Annotated in this window: 20 protein-coding genes; 16 read left to right on the top strand and 4 right to left on the bottom strand. The window is 64.6% G+C overall.

Annotated features, from left to right (window positions below):
* The first annotated feature begins 29 nt into the window (after window positions 1-29).
* Window positions 30-908 carry a DUF4396 domain-containing protein gene (locus LPN01_RS04440; RefSeq protein WP_262827269.1) on the top strand — a complete coding sequence of 293 codons (879 nt, stop codon included), beginning with the start codon at window positions 30-32 and terminating at the stop codon, window positions 906-908.
* Window positions 909-994: 86 nt separating this feature from the next.
* Complete coding sequence (locus LPN01_RS04435; protein WP_262827151.1) at window positions 995-1,327, top strand: four-helix bundle copper-binding protein; 333 nt, start codon at window positions 995-997, stop codon at window positions 1,325-1,327.
* 48 nt (window positions 1,328-1,375) lie between these two features.
* Here LPN01_RS04435 and LPN01_RS04430 read toward each other — a convergent pair whose 3' ends face one another.
* From LPN01_RS04430 to copC, 3 genes are read right to left on the bottom strand one after another with little or no spacing between them, the layout of a single operon-like run.
* Window positions 1,376-1,645 (bottom strand): flagellar biosynthetic protein FliQ, encoded by a 270-nt coding sequence (locus LPN01_RS04430; RefSeq protein ID WP_262827150.1) that lies wholly within the window; start codon window positions 1,643-1,645, stop codon window positions 1,376-1,378.
* A 52-nt stretch (window positions 1,646-1,697) separates the two neighbouring features.
* Window positions 1,698-2,624 carry a copper homeostasis membrane protein CopD gene (gene copD, locus LPN01_RS04425; protein ID WP_262827149.1) on the bottom strand — a complete coding sequence of 309 codons (927 nt, stop codon included), beginning with the start codon at window positions 2,622-2,624 and terminating at the stop codon, window positions 1,698-1,700.
* A 4-nt stretch (window positions 2,625-2,628) separates the two neighbouring features.
* A complete protein-coding gene (gene copC / locus LPN01_RS04420) occupies window positions 2,629-2,997 on the bottom strand; it encodes a copper homeostasis periplasmic binding protein CopC (protein WP_262827148.1) in 369 nt (122 codons plus the stop codon).
* Between the two features lie 398 nt (window positions 2,998-3,395).
* Between copC and LPN01_RS04415 the strand changes: the two genes are divergently transcribed.
* Window positions 3,396-3,836, top strand: a complete 441-nt coding sequence (locus tag LPN01_RS04415) for a periplasmic heavy metal sensor (RefSeq protein ID WP_262827147.1) — start codon at window positions 3,396-3,398, stop codon at window positions 3,834-3,836.
* 10 nt (window positions 3,837-3,846) lie between these two features.
* A complete protein-coding gene (locus tag LPN01_RS04410) occupies window positions 3,847-4,434 on the top strand; it encodes an RNA polymerase sigma factor (RefSeq protein ID WP_262827145.1) in 588 nt (195 codons plus the stop codon).
* On the opposite strand, the gene LPN01_RS04405 is transcribed toward LPN01_RS04410, so the two are convergent.
* A complete protein-coding gene (locus LPN01_RS04405) occupies window positions 4,426-4,800 on the bottom strand; it encodes a hypothetical protein (protein WP_262827144.1) in 375 nt (124 codons plus the stop codon). The two genes, LPN01_RS04410 and LPN01_RS04405, sit on opposite strands and share 9 nt — an antisense overlap.
* Before the next feature lie 175 nt (window positions 4,801-4,975).
* Here LPN01_RS04405 and LPN01_RS04400 point away from each other — a divergent pair, with 175 nt between their 5' ends.
* From LPN01_RS04400 to LPN01_RS04345, 12 genes are all read left to right on the top strand, one after another.
* Window positions 4,976-7,042 (top strand): copper resistance system multicopper oxidase, encoded by a 2,067-nt coding sequence (locus tag LPN01_RS04400; RefSeq protein WP_262827143.1) that lies wholly within the window; start codon window positions 4,976-4,978, stop codon window positions 7,040-7,042.
* A complete protein-coding gene (locus LPN01_RS04395; protein ID WP_262827142.1) occupies window positions 7,039-8,334 on the top strand; it encodes a copper resistance protein B in 1,296 nt (431 codons plus the stop codon). The genes LPN01_RS04400 and LPN01_RS04395 overlap by 4 nt, the downstream gene beginning before the upstream one ends.
* Before the next feature lie 69 nt (window positions 8,335-8,403).
* Window positions 8,404-8,988 (top strand): c-type cytochrome, encoded by a 585-nt coding sequence (locus LPN01_RS04390; protein WP_262827141.1) that lies wholly within the window; start codon window positions 8,404-8,406, stop codon window positions 8,986-8,988.
* Window positions 8,989-9,013: 25 nt separating this feature from the next.
* Window positions 9,014-9,751: a PepSY domain-containing protein gene (locus LPN01_RS04385; protein ID WP_262827140.1), complete on the top strand. Its 738-nt coding sequence runs from the start codon at window positions 9,014-9,016 to the stop codon at window positions 9,749-9,751.
* 133 nt (window positions 9,752-9,884) lie between these two features.
* Window positions 9,885-10,277 (top strand): DUF305 domain-containing protein, encoded by a 393-nt coding sequence (locus LPN01_RS04380; protein ID WP_262827139.1) that lies wholly within the window; start codon window positions 9,885-9,887, stop codon window positions 10,275-10,277.
* A 74-nt stretch (window positions 10,278-10,351) separates the two neighbouring features.
* On the top strand, window positions 10,352-10,801 hold the full coding sequence (locus tag LPN01_RS04375) for a DUF411 domain-containing protein (RefSeq protein ID WP_262827138.1): 450 nt from the start codon (window positions 10,352-10,354) through the stop codon (window positions 10,799-10,801).
* A gap of 96 nt (window positions 10,802-10,897) precedes the next feature.
* A complete protein-coding gene (locus tag LPN01_RS04370; RefSeq protein WP_262827137.1) occupies window positions 10,898-11,257 on the top strand; it encodes a hypothetical protein in 360 nt (119 codons plus the stop codon).
* Window positions 11,258-11,338: 81 nt separating this feature from the next.
* Window positions 11,339-11,599 (top strand): hypothetical protein, encoded by a 261-nt coding sequence (locus tag LPN01_RS04365; protein WP_262827136.1) that lies wholly within the window; start codon window positions 11,339-11,341, stop codon window positions 11,597-11,599.
* Window positions 11,600-11,681: 82 nt separating this feature from the next.
* Window positions 11,682-12,920, top strand: a complete 1,239-nt coding sequence (locus LPN01_RS04360) for a TolC family protein (RefSeq protein WP_262827135.1) — start codon at window positions 11,682-11,684, stop codon at window positions 12,918-12,920.
* Window positions 12,917-14,164, top strand: a complete 1,248-nt coding sequence (locus LPN01_RS04355; protein WP_262827134.1) for an efflux RND transporter periplasmic adaptor subunit — start codon at window positions 12,917-12,919, stop codon at window positions 14,162-14,164. The genes LPN01_RS04360 and LPN01_RS04355 overlap by 4 nt, the downstream gene beginning before the upstream one ends.
* Window positions 14,161-17,322 carry an efflux RND transporter permease subunit gene (locus LPN01_RS04350; RefSeq protein ID WP_262827133.1) on the top strand — a complete coding sequence of 1,054 codons (3,162 nt, stop codon included), beginning with the start codon at window positions 14,161-14,163 and terminating at the stop codon, window positions 17,320-17,322. Before LPN01_RS04355 ends, LPN01_RS04350 begins: the two co-directional genes overlap by 4 nt.
* The gene (locus LPN01_RS04345) at window positions 17,319-17,642 is read left to right on the top strand and encodes a copper-binding protein (RefSeq protein ID WP_262827132.1); all 324 of its coding nucleotides are present in this window, start codon (window positions 17,319-17,321) and stop codon (window positions 17,640-17,642) included. Before LPN01_RS04350 ends, LPN01_RS04345 begins: the two co-directional genes overlap by 4 nt.
* Window positions 17,643-17,668 lie beyond the last annotated feature (26 nt).

The raw sequence follows: 17,668 nt of genomic DNA, 5'->3' as shown, positions 1-17,668 counted from the left end.
TCTAGCAGTAGAGGAGAGCTGCCGTGACGATGCCATCCCCGGCCCCCTGGCTCGATGTCGTGCTGATCGGGTGGTTTGTGCTGACCGCACTTTCGGTCGCCCACGTCGCGTGGGATGCCTTCACCCGCAACCCCGAGCTGCGGGTGATGAAATGGGGGTGGCTGCTGGTCACGCTCTATGGCGGCCCGATCATGGCCGCAGCCTATGTGCTATCCTGCCAGGAGCCAGCGAACGAGCGGCACGAGGACTTCGTTCGACCATTGTGGAAGCAGGCGTTGGGCTCGGCCATTCATTGCATGGCGGGTGATGCGACCGGCGTCATCGCCGCGGCCGCGATCACCACGGCGCTCGGCCTGCCGATGTGGCAGGACGTAATCGCCGAATATGCGTTCGGCTTCGCCTTCGGGCTGCTGATTTTCCAGGCGCTGTTCATGCGCGACATGGCGGGCGGCTCCTATTGGGGCGCGCTTCGCATGTCGTTTATTCCCGAGTGGCTTTCGATGAATGCCGTCATGGCCGGCATGATTCCGACGATGGTGGTGTTGATGAGCCGGGACATGGCCGCGATGCACGCCAGTTCACTGCGCTTTTGGGGCGTCATGTCGCTGGCGACGCTCGTCGGCTTCGCCGTCGCCTATCCGATCAACCTTTGGCTTGTCGGCGTCCGCCTGAAGCACGGCATGGGCACGGTTCGCGCGCTTGGACATGGCGGGCACGAGGTCGGCGCGGACCGGCAATCGGCGACACCGATGCCGGACATGGGGCACGACATGATGGCGGGGATGAGCGGCATGGCAACGGGCGCGCGTGTGACCGGGCCGCAGATTGCCGCGATGACCGTGCTGACCCTCGTCATGCTCGGGGCGGGGGTCATCGTTGCAACGCTGTTCGGCCGATGGGCCCTGTAGCCAAGTCCGACGATGGCGATCCCGGCGAGGGGTGATCGCGCGAGCCGCGTATCTAGGGTGGGCGGGGCTGAGACGGAGAAAGTAAGATGCACCAGATCGACCCCGACATGAAGGCGTGCATGGACGCCTGCCACGAATGTCATATCACCTGCCTTCACATGGCGATGAACCATTGCCTCGAGATGGGCGGCGAGCACGCCGCGCCCGCGCACATCAAGATCATGGCCGATTGCGCGCAGATTTGCGCGGTCGCAATCGACTTCATGGCGCGCAAGTCCGCTCACCATCAGCACATCTGCCGCGAATGCGCTGAGATCTGCCGGGCGTGCGCTGCGAGCTGCGAGCAGCTCGAGGGGATGGAAGATTGCGCGGCAGCGTGCCGCAACTGTGCCGAGGCTTGCGACAAGATGGCGGCCTAAGCGGCGCTCGCGCGGGCGGTTCGGCCGTCCGCGCACTTCCGCGCAGGACTAACGCCCCATCCGCGCGATCACGTCGAAAAGCTCCGCCGTGAACTTCGTCAGCAGCTCAACCACGGCGCTTCCGAATACCACCAGGCACATGCCCAATGCGATCAGCTTGGGGACGAAGCTCAGCGACTGTTCGCTGATCGAGGTTGCGGCTTGAATGATGCTGATTACCAGGCCGACGATCATCATCGGCACGAGCAGCACCACGCAGATCAGGCCGGCCACCACCAGCATCCTGCCCGTTTCATCGAGGAGGATGGATTGATCCATCAGGTGAATCCACCTGGTGGGCCGGGGCACGCGAGGGCTCCCCGGCGTCGCATCACATCGTCGATGCAGGGGGTGCAAGCGTCCCGAGCCAAGCGACAAGCCCGAGAACCGCTACGACACAGGCTGTCTCAATCGCGAGGCTGGCCCGCAACGTGCCGAGCGCGCTGCCATGATCCGAGGCGACGATCGACCGCTCGAATGCCGGCGTCAGCCGAAACCGATTGAGCGAGGCCAGCCCCAGCATAGCCGCAAACAGCGCCAGCTTCGCAAGCAGGAGCTGACCATAGAGCGTCGCGCCGAGGCTTGCGATATTGCCAATTCCAACAAGCATCCAACCGTTAACCAGGCCGGAGACGACGATTGTCGCCACCACGATCGTGCCGACCGTGCCGAACCCATGCAGCGCTCGGTGTGTCAGTCCGAGATGCGCCGCATCAACGCGTGTGGCAGGGCGGGAGACGAGCAGGAGCAGCCCGAGCAGTGCGCCGACCCAAGCGCCCGAGGCGATCAGGTGGAGAATGTCGGCAGCGAGGTGGACCCAGCCGATTGCGCTTTCGTCCATCGCGCCGTGCCCTGTCCAGGCCAGTGTCCCCAAAGCGATGGCAGAGCATAGCGCGGCGCCCAACAACCAGAAGCTGCGACCGGCCGCCAACATTGCTGCGACTGCGGCAGCGACGATCGCGACCATGCGGACCTTCCAAGCCAGCCCAATGGAGGAGCCCGTAAGGAGCGCGCCGACCGCGTCACGGTCGATCGGCCAAGCTGGCGTTCCCGCCATCGAGGAAGCCATCAGCACTACCCACGCGGCCGAGAACAGCAGGCTAAGAGCGGCACTGGCGATCAACCAGGGACGCAACGCGAACGCGGCAACGCGCTCGCGTTCACGAAGCCCATAGAGGCTAAATGCGGTAAGGCCGAAGAGCGCCGCCAGCGTCAGGTAGAGCGCGAAGCGGACGCCGATCAGCGACCAGTCGTCCATCGGCTCACTTCACCGCGAAGGCATAGTTGCCGGCCACCTTGTGGGTGTCGGTTGAGACGACGTGCCACGCGACATTGTAGCGGCCGGCGTGGAGCGGTGCCTTGGGCGTGACGACGAGCGTCTGCCCATCAGACGCGAGCGCCGCGGTGCTGGCGATCTTCATCTCCGGCATCCCGGGCATCGCCGCCATAACCAAATCGGCCTTGGAGAAGGCCGGCATCAGCTTCTCGCTAAAGCGAAGCTGAATACGCGCGGGCTTCGCGACTGTCGCGTTGGCCGCGGGCGTTGCGGACACGAGCTTGGGATGCGCGTTCGCCGCACCGGCGAACATGACGAGAGCGGCAGCGGCAGTCAGAACAGATACGCGGCGCATAAAGGTGCCTTTCGACAGGAGGGTTCCTGTCCTTCATTACGCGCTGCAATCGGCTACCCCTCACACGACCGAAGTGAGGGGTAGGAGCTTCGCTTGCGTAATCCATGCTAGAGGGGTGGAGTGAACGATATGGACGACCTCGACGCAGTGTTGATGAGGCTGGCGCAGGCACCCGTGCCGGCGAGCCTCGACAGAATCGAAGCCCGGGTGCTTGCGCGCATCGCGGCGCGACCTGCCGTGCGGGTCGGTATGGGCGTCGGCGCCATGACGATCGCCGCGGCTCTCGTTATGGGAATGGTTGGCGCTGGCCTACCAGCTGGGCAGGCCAGCGCGGCGTCCCTATCCCCCTTGGGGCCGGTGTCGCCGCTCGCTCCCTCGACCTTGCTTCTGGGGGCGCCATGAGCGGGCGCACCCGCCTGCTGCTTAGCGTTCTCGCGTGTTTCGTCGCGGCGATCATCGGCGTGTTCGTCGGGCGGGCGCTTCTCCCATTGCGCGCGCAGCCGGGGGCAGAGCTTCACGATGTGCTGCATCACAAGCTGGCGCTGGACGCCAGCCAGGAAGCACGCCTTGCGGTGTTGGAGCAGCGGTTCGCGGTGCAGCGGCGCGCGTTCGAGCTGGAATTGCGGGCCGACAACGCCCGGCTCGCCGAAGCGATCGAGGCCGAGCACGGCAATGGGCCGCGGGTCGCCGCAGCGGTCGACCAGAGCCACGCTGTCATGGGCGAGCTACAGAAAGCGACGCTGGCGCACATCTTTTCCATGCGGCAGATCTTGCGGCCCAATCAAACTGGCCAGTTCGATCAGGCCGTGGTGAAGGCGCTCACCGACGACGCACGTTGAGGTTCGGCGCGTGAGCCTCGACTGGACCACGCTCACGGACGGCGAGCTGGCGACACTCAGCATCGCCGGGCGCGAAGCCGCTTTCGCCGAGATCATGCGCCGGCATAGGCAGTCCATTTTTCGCATGGTGCGCGCGTGCGTCGGAGAGGCTGATGAGGCGCTGGACCTGTTGCAGGAGACATTCGTCGCGGCGCATCAGGCCCTGCCCCGCTACGACGGCGAACGATCCATGCGTGCGTGGCTATCGACGATTGCGATCAACAAATGCCGGGATTGGGGACGAAAGCGCACTGTCCGGCGCTTCCTGGCATTCGCCGCGCCGATCGGTCCCGAAGCTGAAGCGATTGCAGACGATCAAGTCGCGATCGACGACGCAACGGGCGACCGGCAGGAACTCGACCGCGTGACACGCGCGATTTCGGGCTTGCCGACCGCCTTAAAAGAATCCTTGGTGCTGCGCACCATTGAGGGATTGAGCCAAGCCGAGACGGCCGATGCGTTAGGGATCAGCGAAAAGGCGGTAGAAACCCGCCTTTATCGGGCGCGGCGCACCTTGGCAGACAGGCTTGGGGTCAGCGGCCGCTCTACCCTAGCCTGAACAATTGGTTACGAGCGACTTCAGTAGCGGTTCAACAGCGCATGGCCAGAACTCTCCACTGTGAGGAGAGGTGTCATGGATGTATTCAGTAAGGCTGCGCTTGGACTGGGACTGACGCTTGGCATTGGCGTTCCTGCGATGGCCCACGATCAGGATCGGCGGTATCAACGCGACTGGCAACACGCCGCGCAACATCAGCAATTGCGCGACGAGCATCACGACGATCACGATGCCCTCGGCTATGAGCACTCCGAGGCACACGCCTATGGGCTGACGCGTCGGGAGCACCGCCAGGTTCATCGTGACCTTCGCCACCAGCACCGCGACGAGCATCGCGATCTCCGGGACGAGCATGGCGATGACCACGACCGGGATTATTCCAACCGCTATGGCTACTAAGCCGCCAAGACTCGTCCGCTAAGCAATAACCAGGAGGGCGGTAGCGCATGCTATCGCCTTCGACCAAAGCGATGAGGGGGAGCGCGCCCTGCCGCGTATCAAGGCTAGAGGGACACTCCCGTTCGAGAGCCTTGAGGACCGTATGAGCCGCATATTCGATCGCCGCCAGATGCTACGCGGGGCTGCCCTGGCGGGCGGCGGCGTGGCGCTTACTGCCTATATGCCTGCATGGGCGCAGCCTGTGTCGGGCGGGATCGTCAAGCCGTTGCCGGTCGTGTCAGGCGCTGAGATCGCGCTGACGATCGACAGCTTTGCACTTCCCGTCGATGGCAAGTCGACGCCCGCGATCGGCGTTAATGGCACTGTGCCGGCACCCCTCATTCGTTTGAAAGAGGGGCAGAAGGTCCGTCTCTCCGTCACCAACAACCTTGACGTCGACAGCTCGATCCACTGGCATGGACTGCTAGTCCCCTTCCCCATGGACGGCGTGCCCGGCATCAGCTTCCCCGGCATCAAGGCACGTTCGACCTTTGTGTACGAGTTCCCGATCATCCAGGCGGGCACTTATTGGTATCACAGCCACTCGGGCGCGCAGGAGCAAGGCGGGCTTTACGGTCCTATCGTGATCGATCCGGCCGGCACAGATCCGATCGCTTACGACCGCGAGCATGTGATCGTGCTGTCCGACCATAGCCAGATGACGGGCGACCAGATTTTCCGCAAACTGAAGCAGATGGGCGGTGCCTATTTCAACTACCAGCGTCCGACCCTCGCAGGCTTGCTCGCCGGTCGGGAAATGCCCCTGAAGGACCGTATCGATTGGGGCAAGATGCGGATGGACCCCGCCGACATCGCCGATGTTACCGGATCGACCTACACCTTCCTGGTCAACGGCTATGGGCCGTATGACAATTGGACGGGGCTGTTCAAGGCAGGCGAGCGCGTTCGCCTGCGGATCATTAACGCCGCGGCGCAGACCAATTTCAATGTTCGCATCCCCGACCTGCCGATGACCGTCGTCCAGGCCGACGGTCAGAATGTCCGTCCCGTTCAGGTGGACGAGTTCCAGATCGGCGTCGCCGAGACGTTCGACGTGATCGTGACGCCTGAGGACCGGGCTTACAGCTTCGTTTCCGAGGCGATCGACCGTTCGGGTATGGGCCGGGCAACGCTCGCTCCGCGCGAAGGCATGATCGCGCCCGTGCCCCCGCTCCGCCCGCGTACGCTGCTGACCATGACCGATATGGGCATGGACATGGGGAGCATGGGCGGGATGCAGGGCATGTCCGGCATGTCGGACGAGAGCCCGGTCGTGAAGCGCGGGGCCGACCCCACTTTGATGCAGAATGCCTCGCGCAATCTCTGGAAGTTGACCGGCTGGAAAGAGCCCACCGATCACGGGACGGTGGCGGTAGGCGGCGCGATGGCGGGCATGGCCGGCATGGACCATAGCAAGATGGGCGGCGCTGCCATGCCGGGGATGGACCATAGCCAGATGGCCGCAGGGGGTGCCGGCATGGCCGGCATGGATCAGGGCCAGATGAGCAGCGGCGCTCCTATGCCTGGAATGGATCATAGCGCCATGCAGGGCAGCTCGAGCCAGGCTGGCGGCATGGCCGGGATGGATCACGGCTCGGGTGGCAGCATGAACATGAGCATGCGCGACCCGAAGAATGCGCCGGGCGTCAAGATGGGGCCGGGCGTGCAGACCATTTCCCCGAGCCCTACAGATCGCAGCGGCGAGCCGCCGCAGGGCCTGGAAGACCTCGACCACCGTGTCCTCACCTATCGCGACCTTGTGGCGCTCGCGCCCAACCCGGACGTGCGCGCGCCATCGCGCCAGTTTGAAATTCACCTGACGGGCAACATGGAACGCTATATGTGGGGCTTCGACGGTCAGAAGCTCAGCGACCCGGCCGATCCCATCCCGTTTCGCAATGGCGAGCGGGTGCGGATTACGCTGATCAACGATACGATGATGCCGCACCCGATCCATCTCCACGGTCACTTCTTCGAGCTGGTGACGGGCCACGGCGACCACGCCCCGCGCAAGCACACGGTGAACGTGCCGCCCGGAGGCAAGATGGCCTTCGATTTGACGGCTGATGCCCCGGGCGACTGGGCGTTTCACTGCCACAACCTCTATCACATGACCGCGGGCATGATGCGTGTCGTCACCGTCCGGCCGCTTGAGGGAGTAGCGGCATGAACCGGCTGATCCCGGCGCTTGCCGCCACCACCATGCTCGGCATGACCGCCCCCGTCGCCGCTCAGTCGATGCAGGGCATGAACATGCCGGGCATGACGATGCCGATGCCCGCCAAGAAGAAGCTCGCGACCAAACCCGCAGCGAAGGAGAAGCCCGCCACAAAGGCGAAGGCTATCACGCGCACCGCAACCCCGAGGGGGAAAGCCGCCCCGACGGCGAAGCGCCGCGCCGCGCCAATGGCCGGTATGAAGGGTATGGATCACGGGACCATGCCGGGCATGGATCATTCGACCCTGCCCGGGATGGACCAGAACGCCCCGCAGGGCTCCCAGCAGGACATGCAGTCGATGCCGGGGATGCAGATGCCCAAAAGCGGCCAGACGCCCGCCCAGGGCGCTCAGCAGCCGATGCAGGGCATGGATCACTCGGCAATGCCGGGCATGAATATGCCGGCCGACCAGAGCAGCGGCCACGACATGCAGGGGATGCCCGGCATGGCCGGCATGCCAGGCATGGCGATGGAAGGGGTGCAGCAGACTGGCACCGCGCTTCCCGCCGGGAACGGACCGCCCCCGCCTATCCCGACCGACCATGCGGCCGACGACGTTTACGGCGCTGAGACGATGGCAATGGGCCGCCATCATCTTCGGCAGCATGGCGGTCAGAACTTTAGCCAAGTGCTGTTGAATCTGGCCGAGTATCAATTCCGCAACGGTCGCGACGGCTATCGCTGGGATGGCGAAGCGTGGTTCGGCGGAGACATCAACCGCCTGTTCGTCAAAAGCGAGGGCGAGGGAGCGTTTCGCAAGGGCATCGAGAGTGCCGAGGTGCAGGCGCTATATAGCCGGGCAATCGGCCCGTATTTCAATCTACAGGCGGGCGTGCGCCAGGACTTGGGGCCTTCCCCGAAGCGCACTTATGCGACCGTGGGGTTCGAGGGGCTGGCGCCAGGTTTCTTCGAGTTGGAGGGCGCGCTGTTTTTGTCCAACAAGGGCGATGTGCTTGGTCGGCTCGAGGGATACTACGACCAGCGCGTCACCCAGCGACTGATCTTGCAGCCGCGCGCCGAGCTTAATTTCGCGGCTCAGGATGTGCCTGAAAACCGGATCGGATCGGGCTTGTCCAATGCCGAGCTGGGATTGAGGCTCCGATATGAGATTCGGCGCGAGTTCGCGCCCTATATCGGCGTGTCGTTGGATCGTCGGTTCGGTGACACCGCCCGCTACGTCCGCGCAGAGGGCGATAAGGCCACATCACGCAGCATCGTTGCCGGCATCCGCATGTGGTTCTGAGCCTGCCAACTCGAGCGCCCCTAGGCCGCTCGCGACCATAAGCAACTGGGATATCGAGGGGAGGAAGCAATGGAACGCGAGGCATCGGGCACGCTAAAACGGCACTTGCCGAGCTTGTCCTTCGTTGCGGTGGTCGCGGTTCTTGTCGCCGTTTGCACAGCCGCGTTCATCTATTTCGGCGTGTATAATATCGCGGCCGACGAGCCCCACACGCCTGCGGTCTATTCGGTGCTCGAACGCCTGCGCGATCGGTCGATCGAGGCGCACGCCCGCGATATCACGCCACCGGCCGATCTTGCGTCGGCGCAGCGCGTGTCGGTCGGTGCTGGCCTATACGGCGAGATGTGTTCAGGGTGCCATCTAGGCCCCGGCGTCGAGAAGTCCGAGATGAGCCAGGGCCTCTATCCCAAAGCGCCGGAACTCGCGCGTGCCCAGGATCTCACTCCCGCACAGCAATTCTGGATCATCAAGCACGGCGTGAAGCTCAGCGCCATGCCGGCGTGGGGCAAGACGCATCCCGACCCGCTGATTTGGGATATGGTCGCGTTCGTCCGCAAGCTCCCCGGCATGACGCCCGAGCAATATAAGGCACTGGTCGCGAGCGCCCCGGCCGATCACGATGAGATGATGAAGGACATGCCGGGCATGAAATGACGCCGGCGACGATGTTGATGGAGGGGTGATTCTGAAAAGTGCGAAATTGAGGCTGCACCTACTTGCGAGCCGCACACATAAATGGCTTGCGATCATCATCGGCGCGCAGCTGCTGCTATGGTTCACGAGCGGCGCTTTGATGAGCTTTCTGCCGATCGATCGGGTGCATGGCGATCATCTCGTCGACCGCAAAGCCGTGGCGGCCCTTCCCCGCGGAGTAGCGATCGCACCGCCATCGGCGATCGTCGCGGCGACGGATGCGCCGATCGAGGCCATCTCCTATCGCATGTGGCTAGGCCGCCTCGTCGCCGAGGTCACGACCGCCAAGGGTACTCGCCTGTTCGACGCCTCGACGGGCCTGATGCTTCCAGCGCCGACGGCGCGCCAAGCCGAATCGATCGTACGATCCGCTTGGCGCGGTGGCGCACGACCGGAGGCAACGGTTGAGCGGATCGAACGCGCCAGTCCCGAATATCGAGGAACGCTTCCCGCTTGGCGCGTCGCGTTCAACGACCCTGATTCCACTCGCGTATTCGTCGCGGCCGACACCGGCCGGATCATGGCGGTAAGGACCGGGACGTGGCGGCTCTATGACTTCTTCTGGGGCCTTCACATCATGGATTGGACGAACCACGAGAACTTCAACACACCCTGGCTGCTCGCTTTCGCGATCGGCGGCCTGTTTCTATGGTTGGGCGGGGCGGTCCTTCTCTACATGCGATGGCCTAAGCGGCGACGTCGCAGCGCCGGGACTGGCGCATAATATACGCGACGCAGACGCGCGGCCCTTGGAAATAAAGTCTCGTTTCCAGCCGACATCTCGAGCGTTTTAGCAGCGTGGGTGAGGGGTAGCGTACCCGCACGCGTAAAAGACTTAGAACCCGAGGAGATCGACAATGCGATTTGCACTGACAGTAGCAGCTTTTACCCTGATCACCACGCCCGCGCTCGCGCAGCAGAGCGGAGGGATGCAGGGCATGGATCACAGCAAGATGGGCGGCATGAACGGCGGTGACATGTCCAAGATGATGGCAGGCAATCCCTACGGCCAAGCCGAGATGGACATGCATCAGAAGATGATGGCGGCCAAGCAGGGCGACGCGGCCGAAATGTGGACCCGCAAGATGATCGAGCATCACCGCGGCGCGGTCGCTATGTCGCGCGTCGCGGTTCGCGACGCCAAGGACGCGCAGACCCGCCAGATGGCGCAGATGACGATCACGAAGCAGGAAAAGGATATTGCGGAGCTACAGGCTTGGCTCAGCAAGCACGGTAAGCGCCCCCAGTAAGGAGCGCTTTCCCCCGCCCTGTCGATCCCCCTATTCCCCCCGGCAGGGCGGGGTTTCTCATTCGGAGCTGACTTATGAAGCACGGCCTTCGCGGCATCGCTGCCGCCTTGTTGATGACAATTCCTGCCGTAGCATCGGCCGCGGCAGACATCGCCATGCACCGTGATCCGGGCTGCGGCTGTTGCGAGAAATGGGCGGCTCAGGTGCGCCAGCAGTTCGGCCGCAAGGTTCAGGTCATCGACGACGCCAATCGCGCCGCCTTCCAACGTCGTGTTGGCGTGCCGGCCGCCCTCGCGTCCTGCCACACCGCCATCATCGACGGCATGGCCTTTGAGGGACACGTTCCGATCGCCGACATGAAGCGCGTGCTTGCGCAGCACCCGAACGGCGTGCGCGGACTAGCGGTCGCGGGAATGCCGATGGGCTCCCTTGGCATGGAGGTCGCAGGGGCAAAGCCGCAAGCCTACGACGTGATCGCGTTTGGCCCAGCTGGGGGCCGCGTCTTCGCGCATCATGGGGGATAGAGCTGGTTGATTCTACGGCATTGATCTTGGCGTGTAACCGACTGCTCGTTTGGGCGAATTGACCTTTAACCCCATTGCATTAGGTTACACGACGACGTGACCCGCTTTCTTCGCCCTTTCCTGTTATTGTTCGCGGTCGTCGGCCTGTTCGGACAGTCCACGGCGATGGCGATGAGTCCGCTTCAGAGCGAGACCATGTCGATGGCGACAATGGCCTCAATGGATTGCTGCGATGGCATGACGGCGGGACAGATGCACGGCTCGGTGCCGTGTAAGAAGATGACGCTCCAATGCATCGCGGCGATGGGATGCCCCGCCGCGGCGATCACCGAGCCGGTAGGTGCTACTCTCACTACCCGCCAGCTCAATCGCCTTGATCCAGCATGGCCACCGACTGCGCGCCTTGATGGGCGGACCTACGGCCCCGACCCCGACCCACCCAGTTTCCTGATCTGACACCCGGATTCCGTCTGCCGCAGGCCTCCTTCGAGGCACTTGCGTGTTGGCGGCCACTGCTCAGATTAAGGATTCAATGTCATGAATATCAAGTTTTCCGGCGTCCTCGTCGGTATGATCGCCGTGTTTGCTGCTACCTCCGCATCCGCGTCTCCGCGTCCTGATGCCGGTCATTACGAATGGCGGGCGAGTATCCAGGCTCCCGGTCCTCGCGCGCCGCTTGCCGTGGCGCGTCGCGTCTGGGTGCCGGCGGCCATTTCGATGACCGACGCCGACGCTTGCCAGTCTATGATGGCGGCCAAGTCCGGCGCTATGGCCTGCTGCGCCTCGCAGAGCTCCTAATCGAGCGCTGAAAGTCGACCGGCGGGGCTTTGACCCTGCCGGTCGGTCTTTCGCTAACCTTCGATCTGCCAGCGGGGAAACCATGTCCAGATACACGATACCGAGCGCCGCGCTGATCGCTGCGCTTACCACCACCACAGCCACGGCCGGACCGCTCACGTTCGATGCGGCGCTCGCCGCAGCGAAGGGCCATGCACCGTCACTACGCGCTCGTACCCTCGGTGCCGACAGCGCCCGTGCTTCACGCGGAGCTGCAGGCGCCCTCCCCGATCCGAAGCTCGCGCTCGGGGTCGACAGCTTCCCGGTTTCGGGGCCGCTCGCGTTCGAGCCCAATCGGGACAATTTCACCTGGGCGCGGGTCGGGCTGTCGCAGGACATTCCGAACGCCGCCAAGCGCCACGCGCAACAGGCACGTGCCGATACCGATATCGCGGCCGCCGATGCGGAGGCGGTCGCTGAAGCCCGCACCGTCGAGGTCGAAACCGCAATTGCTTGGATCACGCTGGCCTATGCCGAGCGCCGTCTGGTGGCGCTCGATGCCGTGCGCGGCAGGCTGGATCGTCTGGTACGGACATCACCAAGTGCGGTGTCGGCCGGTAGCGCTCGCCCGGCGCAGACGCTTGCCGGACGCCAAGGTCTCGCAGCCCTCGATGATCGCCGCGACGAACTGGTGTCCGCAGTCGCGCGCGCCCGCTCTGACCTGATCCGCTGGACCCGAGATCCGGCCCCTGCGGTCGCCGGCCCGGTGCCAGACTTCATGGTGGACCCCGCGCAATTGCGCAGTGCCCTCGACCGTAACCCAATGCTGGCGGCGATCGCCGCCCGTGTCGGCCAGGCCGATGCCGACGTCCGGTTGGCGCAGGCCGATCGCCGCCCGGATTTTGGTGTCGACGTCAGCTACCAGCGCCGCGATCCGCGCTTTGGCGATTATGTCTCGGCCGGCGTCACCATCGGCCTGCCGTTGTTCAAATCGCATCGCCAAGACCCGTTGATCGCCGCACGCGTCGCGGATGCGGCGAAACAGCGCGCCCAGCAGGAAGATACTGCCCGCCAACTTGCGGCAGGCCTCGATGCGGGCCTTGCCGATCATGTGATGCACCATGCGCAGTGGATGCGATCGAAGGAGACGCTCGAGCCGTTGGCGCGCGAGCGCGTCGATCTCGAGACCGCGAGCTATGCTGGCGGACGTGCCGGACTGCTCGATGTCGTCGACGCACATAGTGCGCTTGCCAATGCGGCCCTCGAAACGCTCGATCGTGAGGCACTGGTCGTGATCGACGGCGCACGCCTCACCCTCACCTATCGGAGCGATCCACGATGAGCCCGCGCAATTTCGTCCCCCGCACGCCCGCTTCCCGCGCCGTTGTTCTCGCGATCCTAGCCAGCGGCGGGATCGGGTTCGTGGCCGCGCGGCTGACCAGCCCAGCTACGACAGCCTCGGTGACATCGGCGACTGCCGATCCGGCCTCCTCGGCTAAACCGAAGCCACTCTATTATTACGACCCGATGGTGCCGCAGGAGCATTACGACAATCCGGACTCGCTCTCGTCGATGGGGATGAAGACGATCCCCAAATATCCCGATGCAAGTGCCGTGGGGGCGAACCCCAAGCCCGGCATCTCGATCGACCCGTCTGCGATGCAAAATCTCGGCATCCGGGTCGCCACGGCAACAACCGGGACGCTGGCCGGCGCACTGGATGCGACTGGCGCGATCGACTTCAACCAACGCGATGTTGCGATCATCCAGTCGCGCGCAGCCGGGTTCGTCCAGCGGGTCTATAATCGTGCGCCGGGCGACGTGATCGCGCGCGGTGCGCCGATCGCCGACATCTTGGTGCCCGAATGGGGCGGCGCACAGGCTGAGTATGAGGCCGTGCGGCGGGCTGGCGACAGGGCGCTCACCGCTGCCGCGGCCCAGCGCCTGCGTCTTCTGGGCATTCCCGGCGGTACGGCACACGGGCGCGGCCTGACCACGGTGCGCAGTCCGATCGCCGGCGTTATCCAGACGCTCGACGCCCGTTCCGGAGTTACGCTCGCACAGGGTCAAACGCTGGCGCAGGTCAACGGCCTCGCCACGGTCTGGCTGAATGCCGCGGTGCCGGAAGTGCGCGCAGGCGCCGTCAAGGTCGGGCAGACCGCGACTGCCGAACTGGCGGCCTTCCCTGCCGAGCGCTTTACCGGACGGATCATCGCCGTCTTACCGACGACGCAGGCCGACAGCCGAACGCTGACGGTACGGATCGAGCTGCGCAATCCAGGTGGCCGCCTGCGCCCCGGCATGTTCGCGACGGTCCATCTAGGCGGCGCGTCCGATACCGCGCTGCTGGTGCCGAGCGAAGCCGTGATCCGCACCGGCACGCGGACGCTGGTCATGCTCGCCGAGGACAAGGGCCGCTATCGGCCAGCAGAGGTCAAGGCGGGCCGTGAGGCAAATGGCAGGACCGAAATCCTCGCCGGACTGGCACCAGGTGAGAAGGTCGTCGCGTCGGGCCAGTTCCTGCTCGACAGCGAGGCGAGCCTGACCGGCATTGCCGCGCGGCCGATCACGGGCGACACGAAGTGATCGCGCGGATCATCGAGGCGTCGGTCAAGGCGCGCGTCCTCGTCCTGCTCGCAGCCCTCGCGCTGATCGTCATCGGGGTGGGCGCGCTCCGCTCGACCGCGGTCGATGCGCTGCCCGACCTGTCCGACGTCCAGGTCATCATCCGCACCACCTATCCGGGCCAAGCCCCACAGATCGTCGAGAACCAGGTCACGTATCCGCTCGCGACGACGATGCTGTCCGTGCCGGGTGCGCGCGTGGTGCGCGGCTATTCGTTCGTCGGCGACAGCTTCGTCTATGTGCTGTTCGACGACGCGACCGACCTCTATTGGGCGCGCAGCCGGGTGCTCGAATATCTGAGCCAAGTGCAAAGCCGCCTGCCCGAGGGCGCAAAGGCATCGCTTGGCCCGGATGCTACCGGGGTAGGCTGGGTCTATGAATATGCGCTGGTCGACCGGACCGGGCGTCACGACCTCGCACAGCTCCGCAGCATCCAAGACTGGTTCCTGCGCTACGAATTGAAGACCGTGCCGGGGGTTGCTGAGGCCGCGAGCATCGGCGGCATGGTGAAGCAGTATCAGGTCGTCCTCGATCCGCAGAAGCTGGCCGCCTACGGGATCACCCACGAGGCGGTGACTGACGCGCTGAAGCGCGGCAACCAGGAGAGCGGAGGATCGGTCCTCGAGATGGCCGAGGCGGAATATATCGTCCGCGCGACCGGCTATCTGAAGACGCTCGACGATTTCCGCAGCGTGCCGCTCAAGACGGTTGGCGGCGTGCCCGTGACCCTCGGCGACGTCGCCACGATCCAGATCGGTCCCGAAATGCGGCGCGGGTTGGCCGAACTCAATGGCGAGGGCGAGGTTGCAGGCGGCGTCATCGTGATGCGCCAGGGCAAGAACGCGCGCGAGGTGATCGACGGGGTTCGCACCCGGCTCGACGAATTGAAGAAGAGCCTGCCGCCCGGCGTGGAGGTCGTCACCACCTATGACCGCTCGGGCCTGATCGATCGCGCCGTCGACAATCTGCGCAGCAAGCTGATCGAGGAGTTCATCGTCGTGGCGCTCGTCTGCGCGCTGTTCCTCTGGCACGTCCGCTCGGCGTTGGTCGCCATCCTCACGCTGCCGCTCGGTATCCTCATCGCATTCATCGCGATGCGCGTGCAGGGACTGAACGCCAATATCCTCTCGCTGGGCGGCATCGCCATCGCCATCGGCGCGATGGTCGATGCGGCGGTCGTCATGATCGAAAACGCGCACAAGCATCTCGAACATTGGGCGCACGATCATCCCGATGAGACATTGGCGGGTGCCGAGCGCTGGCGCGTGATCACCGCCGCAGCGGTCGAGGTCGGCCCGGCGCTGTTCCTCAGCCTGCTCATCATCACCTTCTCGTTCGTGCCGATCTTCTCGCTTCAGGGTCAGGAAGGGCGGCTGTTCGCGCCCCTCGCCTTCACCAAGACCTACGCAATGGCGGGCGCTGCGATCCTGTCGATCACGCTGATCCCGGTGCTGATGGGGTTGCTGATCCGCGGTCGCATCCCGGGCGAGAATGCCAATCCGATCAATCGCGTCCTCACCCGCATCTACCGTCCCGCGCTCGACTGGGTACTGGCGAGACCAAAACAGGCGCTGGTCATCGCCGGCCTCGTGTTTGCGACCAGCCTCTGGCCGATCGGCCAGCTAGGCGGCGAGTTCATTCCGCAGATGAATGAGGGCGACCTGCTCTACATGCCTTCCGCGCTGCCAGGCATTTCGACCGCCAAGGCCGGCCAGCTTCTCCAGCTCACCGACCGGCTCATCAAGACCGTACCCGAAGTGGAAAGCGTGTTCGGCAAGGCCGGCCGCGCCGACACCGCGACCGACCCTGCCCCGCTCGAAATGTTCGAGACCACGATCCGTTTCAAGCCCAAGGATCAGTGGCGCGCGGGCATGACGCAGGACAAATTGATCGATCAGCTCGACAAGGCGGTGAAGGTGCCGGGCCTCGCCAATTTCTGGATTCCGCCGATCCGCAACCGGATCGAGATGCTGTCGACCGGCATCAAGAGCCCGATCGGTATCAAGGTTGCAGGGTCGAACCTCGCCGAGATCGATGCGACCGCGCGTGAGATCGAACAGGTCGCGAAGACCGTGCCCGGCGTCGGCTCGGCGCTCGCCGAACGGCTCACCGGCGGGCGGTATATCGATGTCGATATCAACCGGGCCGCTGCGGCACGCTATGGCCTCAACGTCGCCGACGTGCAGTCGATCGTGTCGAGCGCGATCGGCGGAGAGACGATCGGCCAGACCGTCGAGGGACTCGCGCGTTATCCGATCAGCGTGCGCTACCCGCGCGAGCTGCGCGATAGCATCGAGGGCTTGCGAAACTTAGCCGTGCTGACGCCGGCAGGGCAGCAGATTACGCTCGGCACCGTCGCCGACGTCCGCATCACCGATGGACCGCCGATGCTGCGCAGCGAGAACGGCCGACCGGTGACGTGGATCTACATCGATGGACGCGGCGCGCCTCTCACCACCATCGTTCGCGATCTGCAAAACGTGATCGCCGCCAAGGTGAAACTGCCGCCCGGCGTCAGCGTCACCTATACGGGCCAGTTCGAGTATTTGCAGCGTGCGGTCGAGCGATTGAAGATCGTCGTTCCGGCGACCTTGGTCATCATTTTCCTGCTGCTCTACGCCACCTTTCGTCGGCTCGATGAAGCTGCGCTGGTGATGGGCACCCTGCCGTTTGCGCTCACCGGCGGTCTATGGCTGCTCTATCTACTCGGCTACAATCAATCGGTCGCAACCGGTGTCGGGTTCATCGCGCTCGCCGGTGTTTCAGCGGAGTTCGGCGTGGTGATGCTGATCTACCTGAAGCACGCGCTGGATGTTCGCGGCCCGGCCCCGGACGATGCCGCTGTCGAAGCGGCGGTGCGTGAAGGCGCCCTCCTTCGTGTCCGGCCCAAGGCGATGACGGTCGCGGTGATCCTGGCCGGTCTGTTCCCGATCCTGATCGGGACAGGCACCGGCTCCGAAGTGATGAGCCGGATCGCCGCACCGATGATCGGCGGGATGCTGACTGCGCCGCTGCTCTCAATGCTGGTTCTGCCCGCCGCCTATCTGCTGCTGCGACGATCGCGCCAGCCTGCCGCTTCTACGTTTCCCCTTCCCGCTGCAACTCAGGAGCAAACATGAAACCGATCGTCCTACTCATCACCGCCAGCCTCACGGCTACCCCCGTGATAGCGCAGCCAGCGAAACAGATGCCGGGCATGGCGACGAAGGCCGCGAAATCCGGCAACGGTAGCGGCATCGTCAAGGCGCTCGATCCGAAGACGGCCAAGGTCACGATCCAGCACGGGCCGATCGCCGCATTGGCATGGCCCGGGATGACGATGGCCTTCATCGTCAGCCCGCCAACGCTCCTTAGGGGCGTCAAGGTCGGGCAGCGGATCGATTTTATGGTGAAGGTGACCGCGACGGGGCCGACCGTAACCGCTATCAAGCCACGTTGAGGTGTTGCAAGCGGACCGCCGAGAGC

The sequence above is a fragment of the Sphingomonas sp. A2-49 genome (genome assembly GCF_025548555.1).
Lineage (GTDB): Bacteria > Pseudomonadota > Alphaproteobacteria > Sphingomonadales > Sphingomonadaceae > Sphingomonas.
The sequence above is the reverse complement of the archived record's forward strand: the minus strand, read 5'-3'. Positions and strand labels throughout refer to the sequence as shown.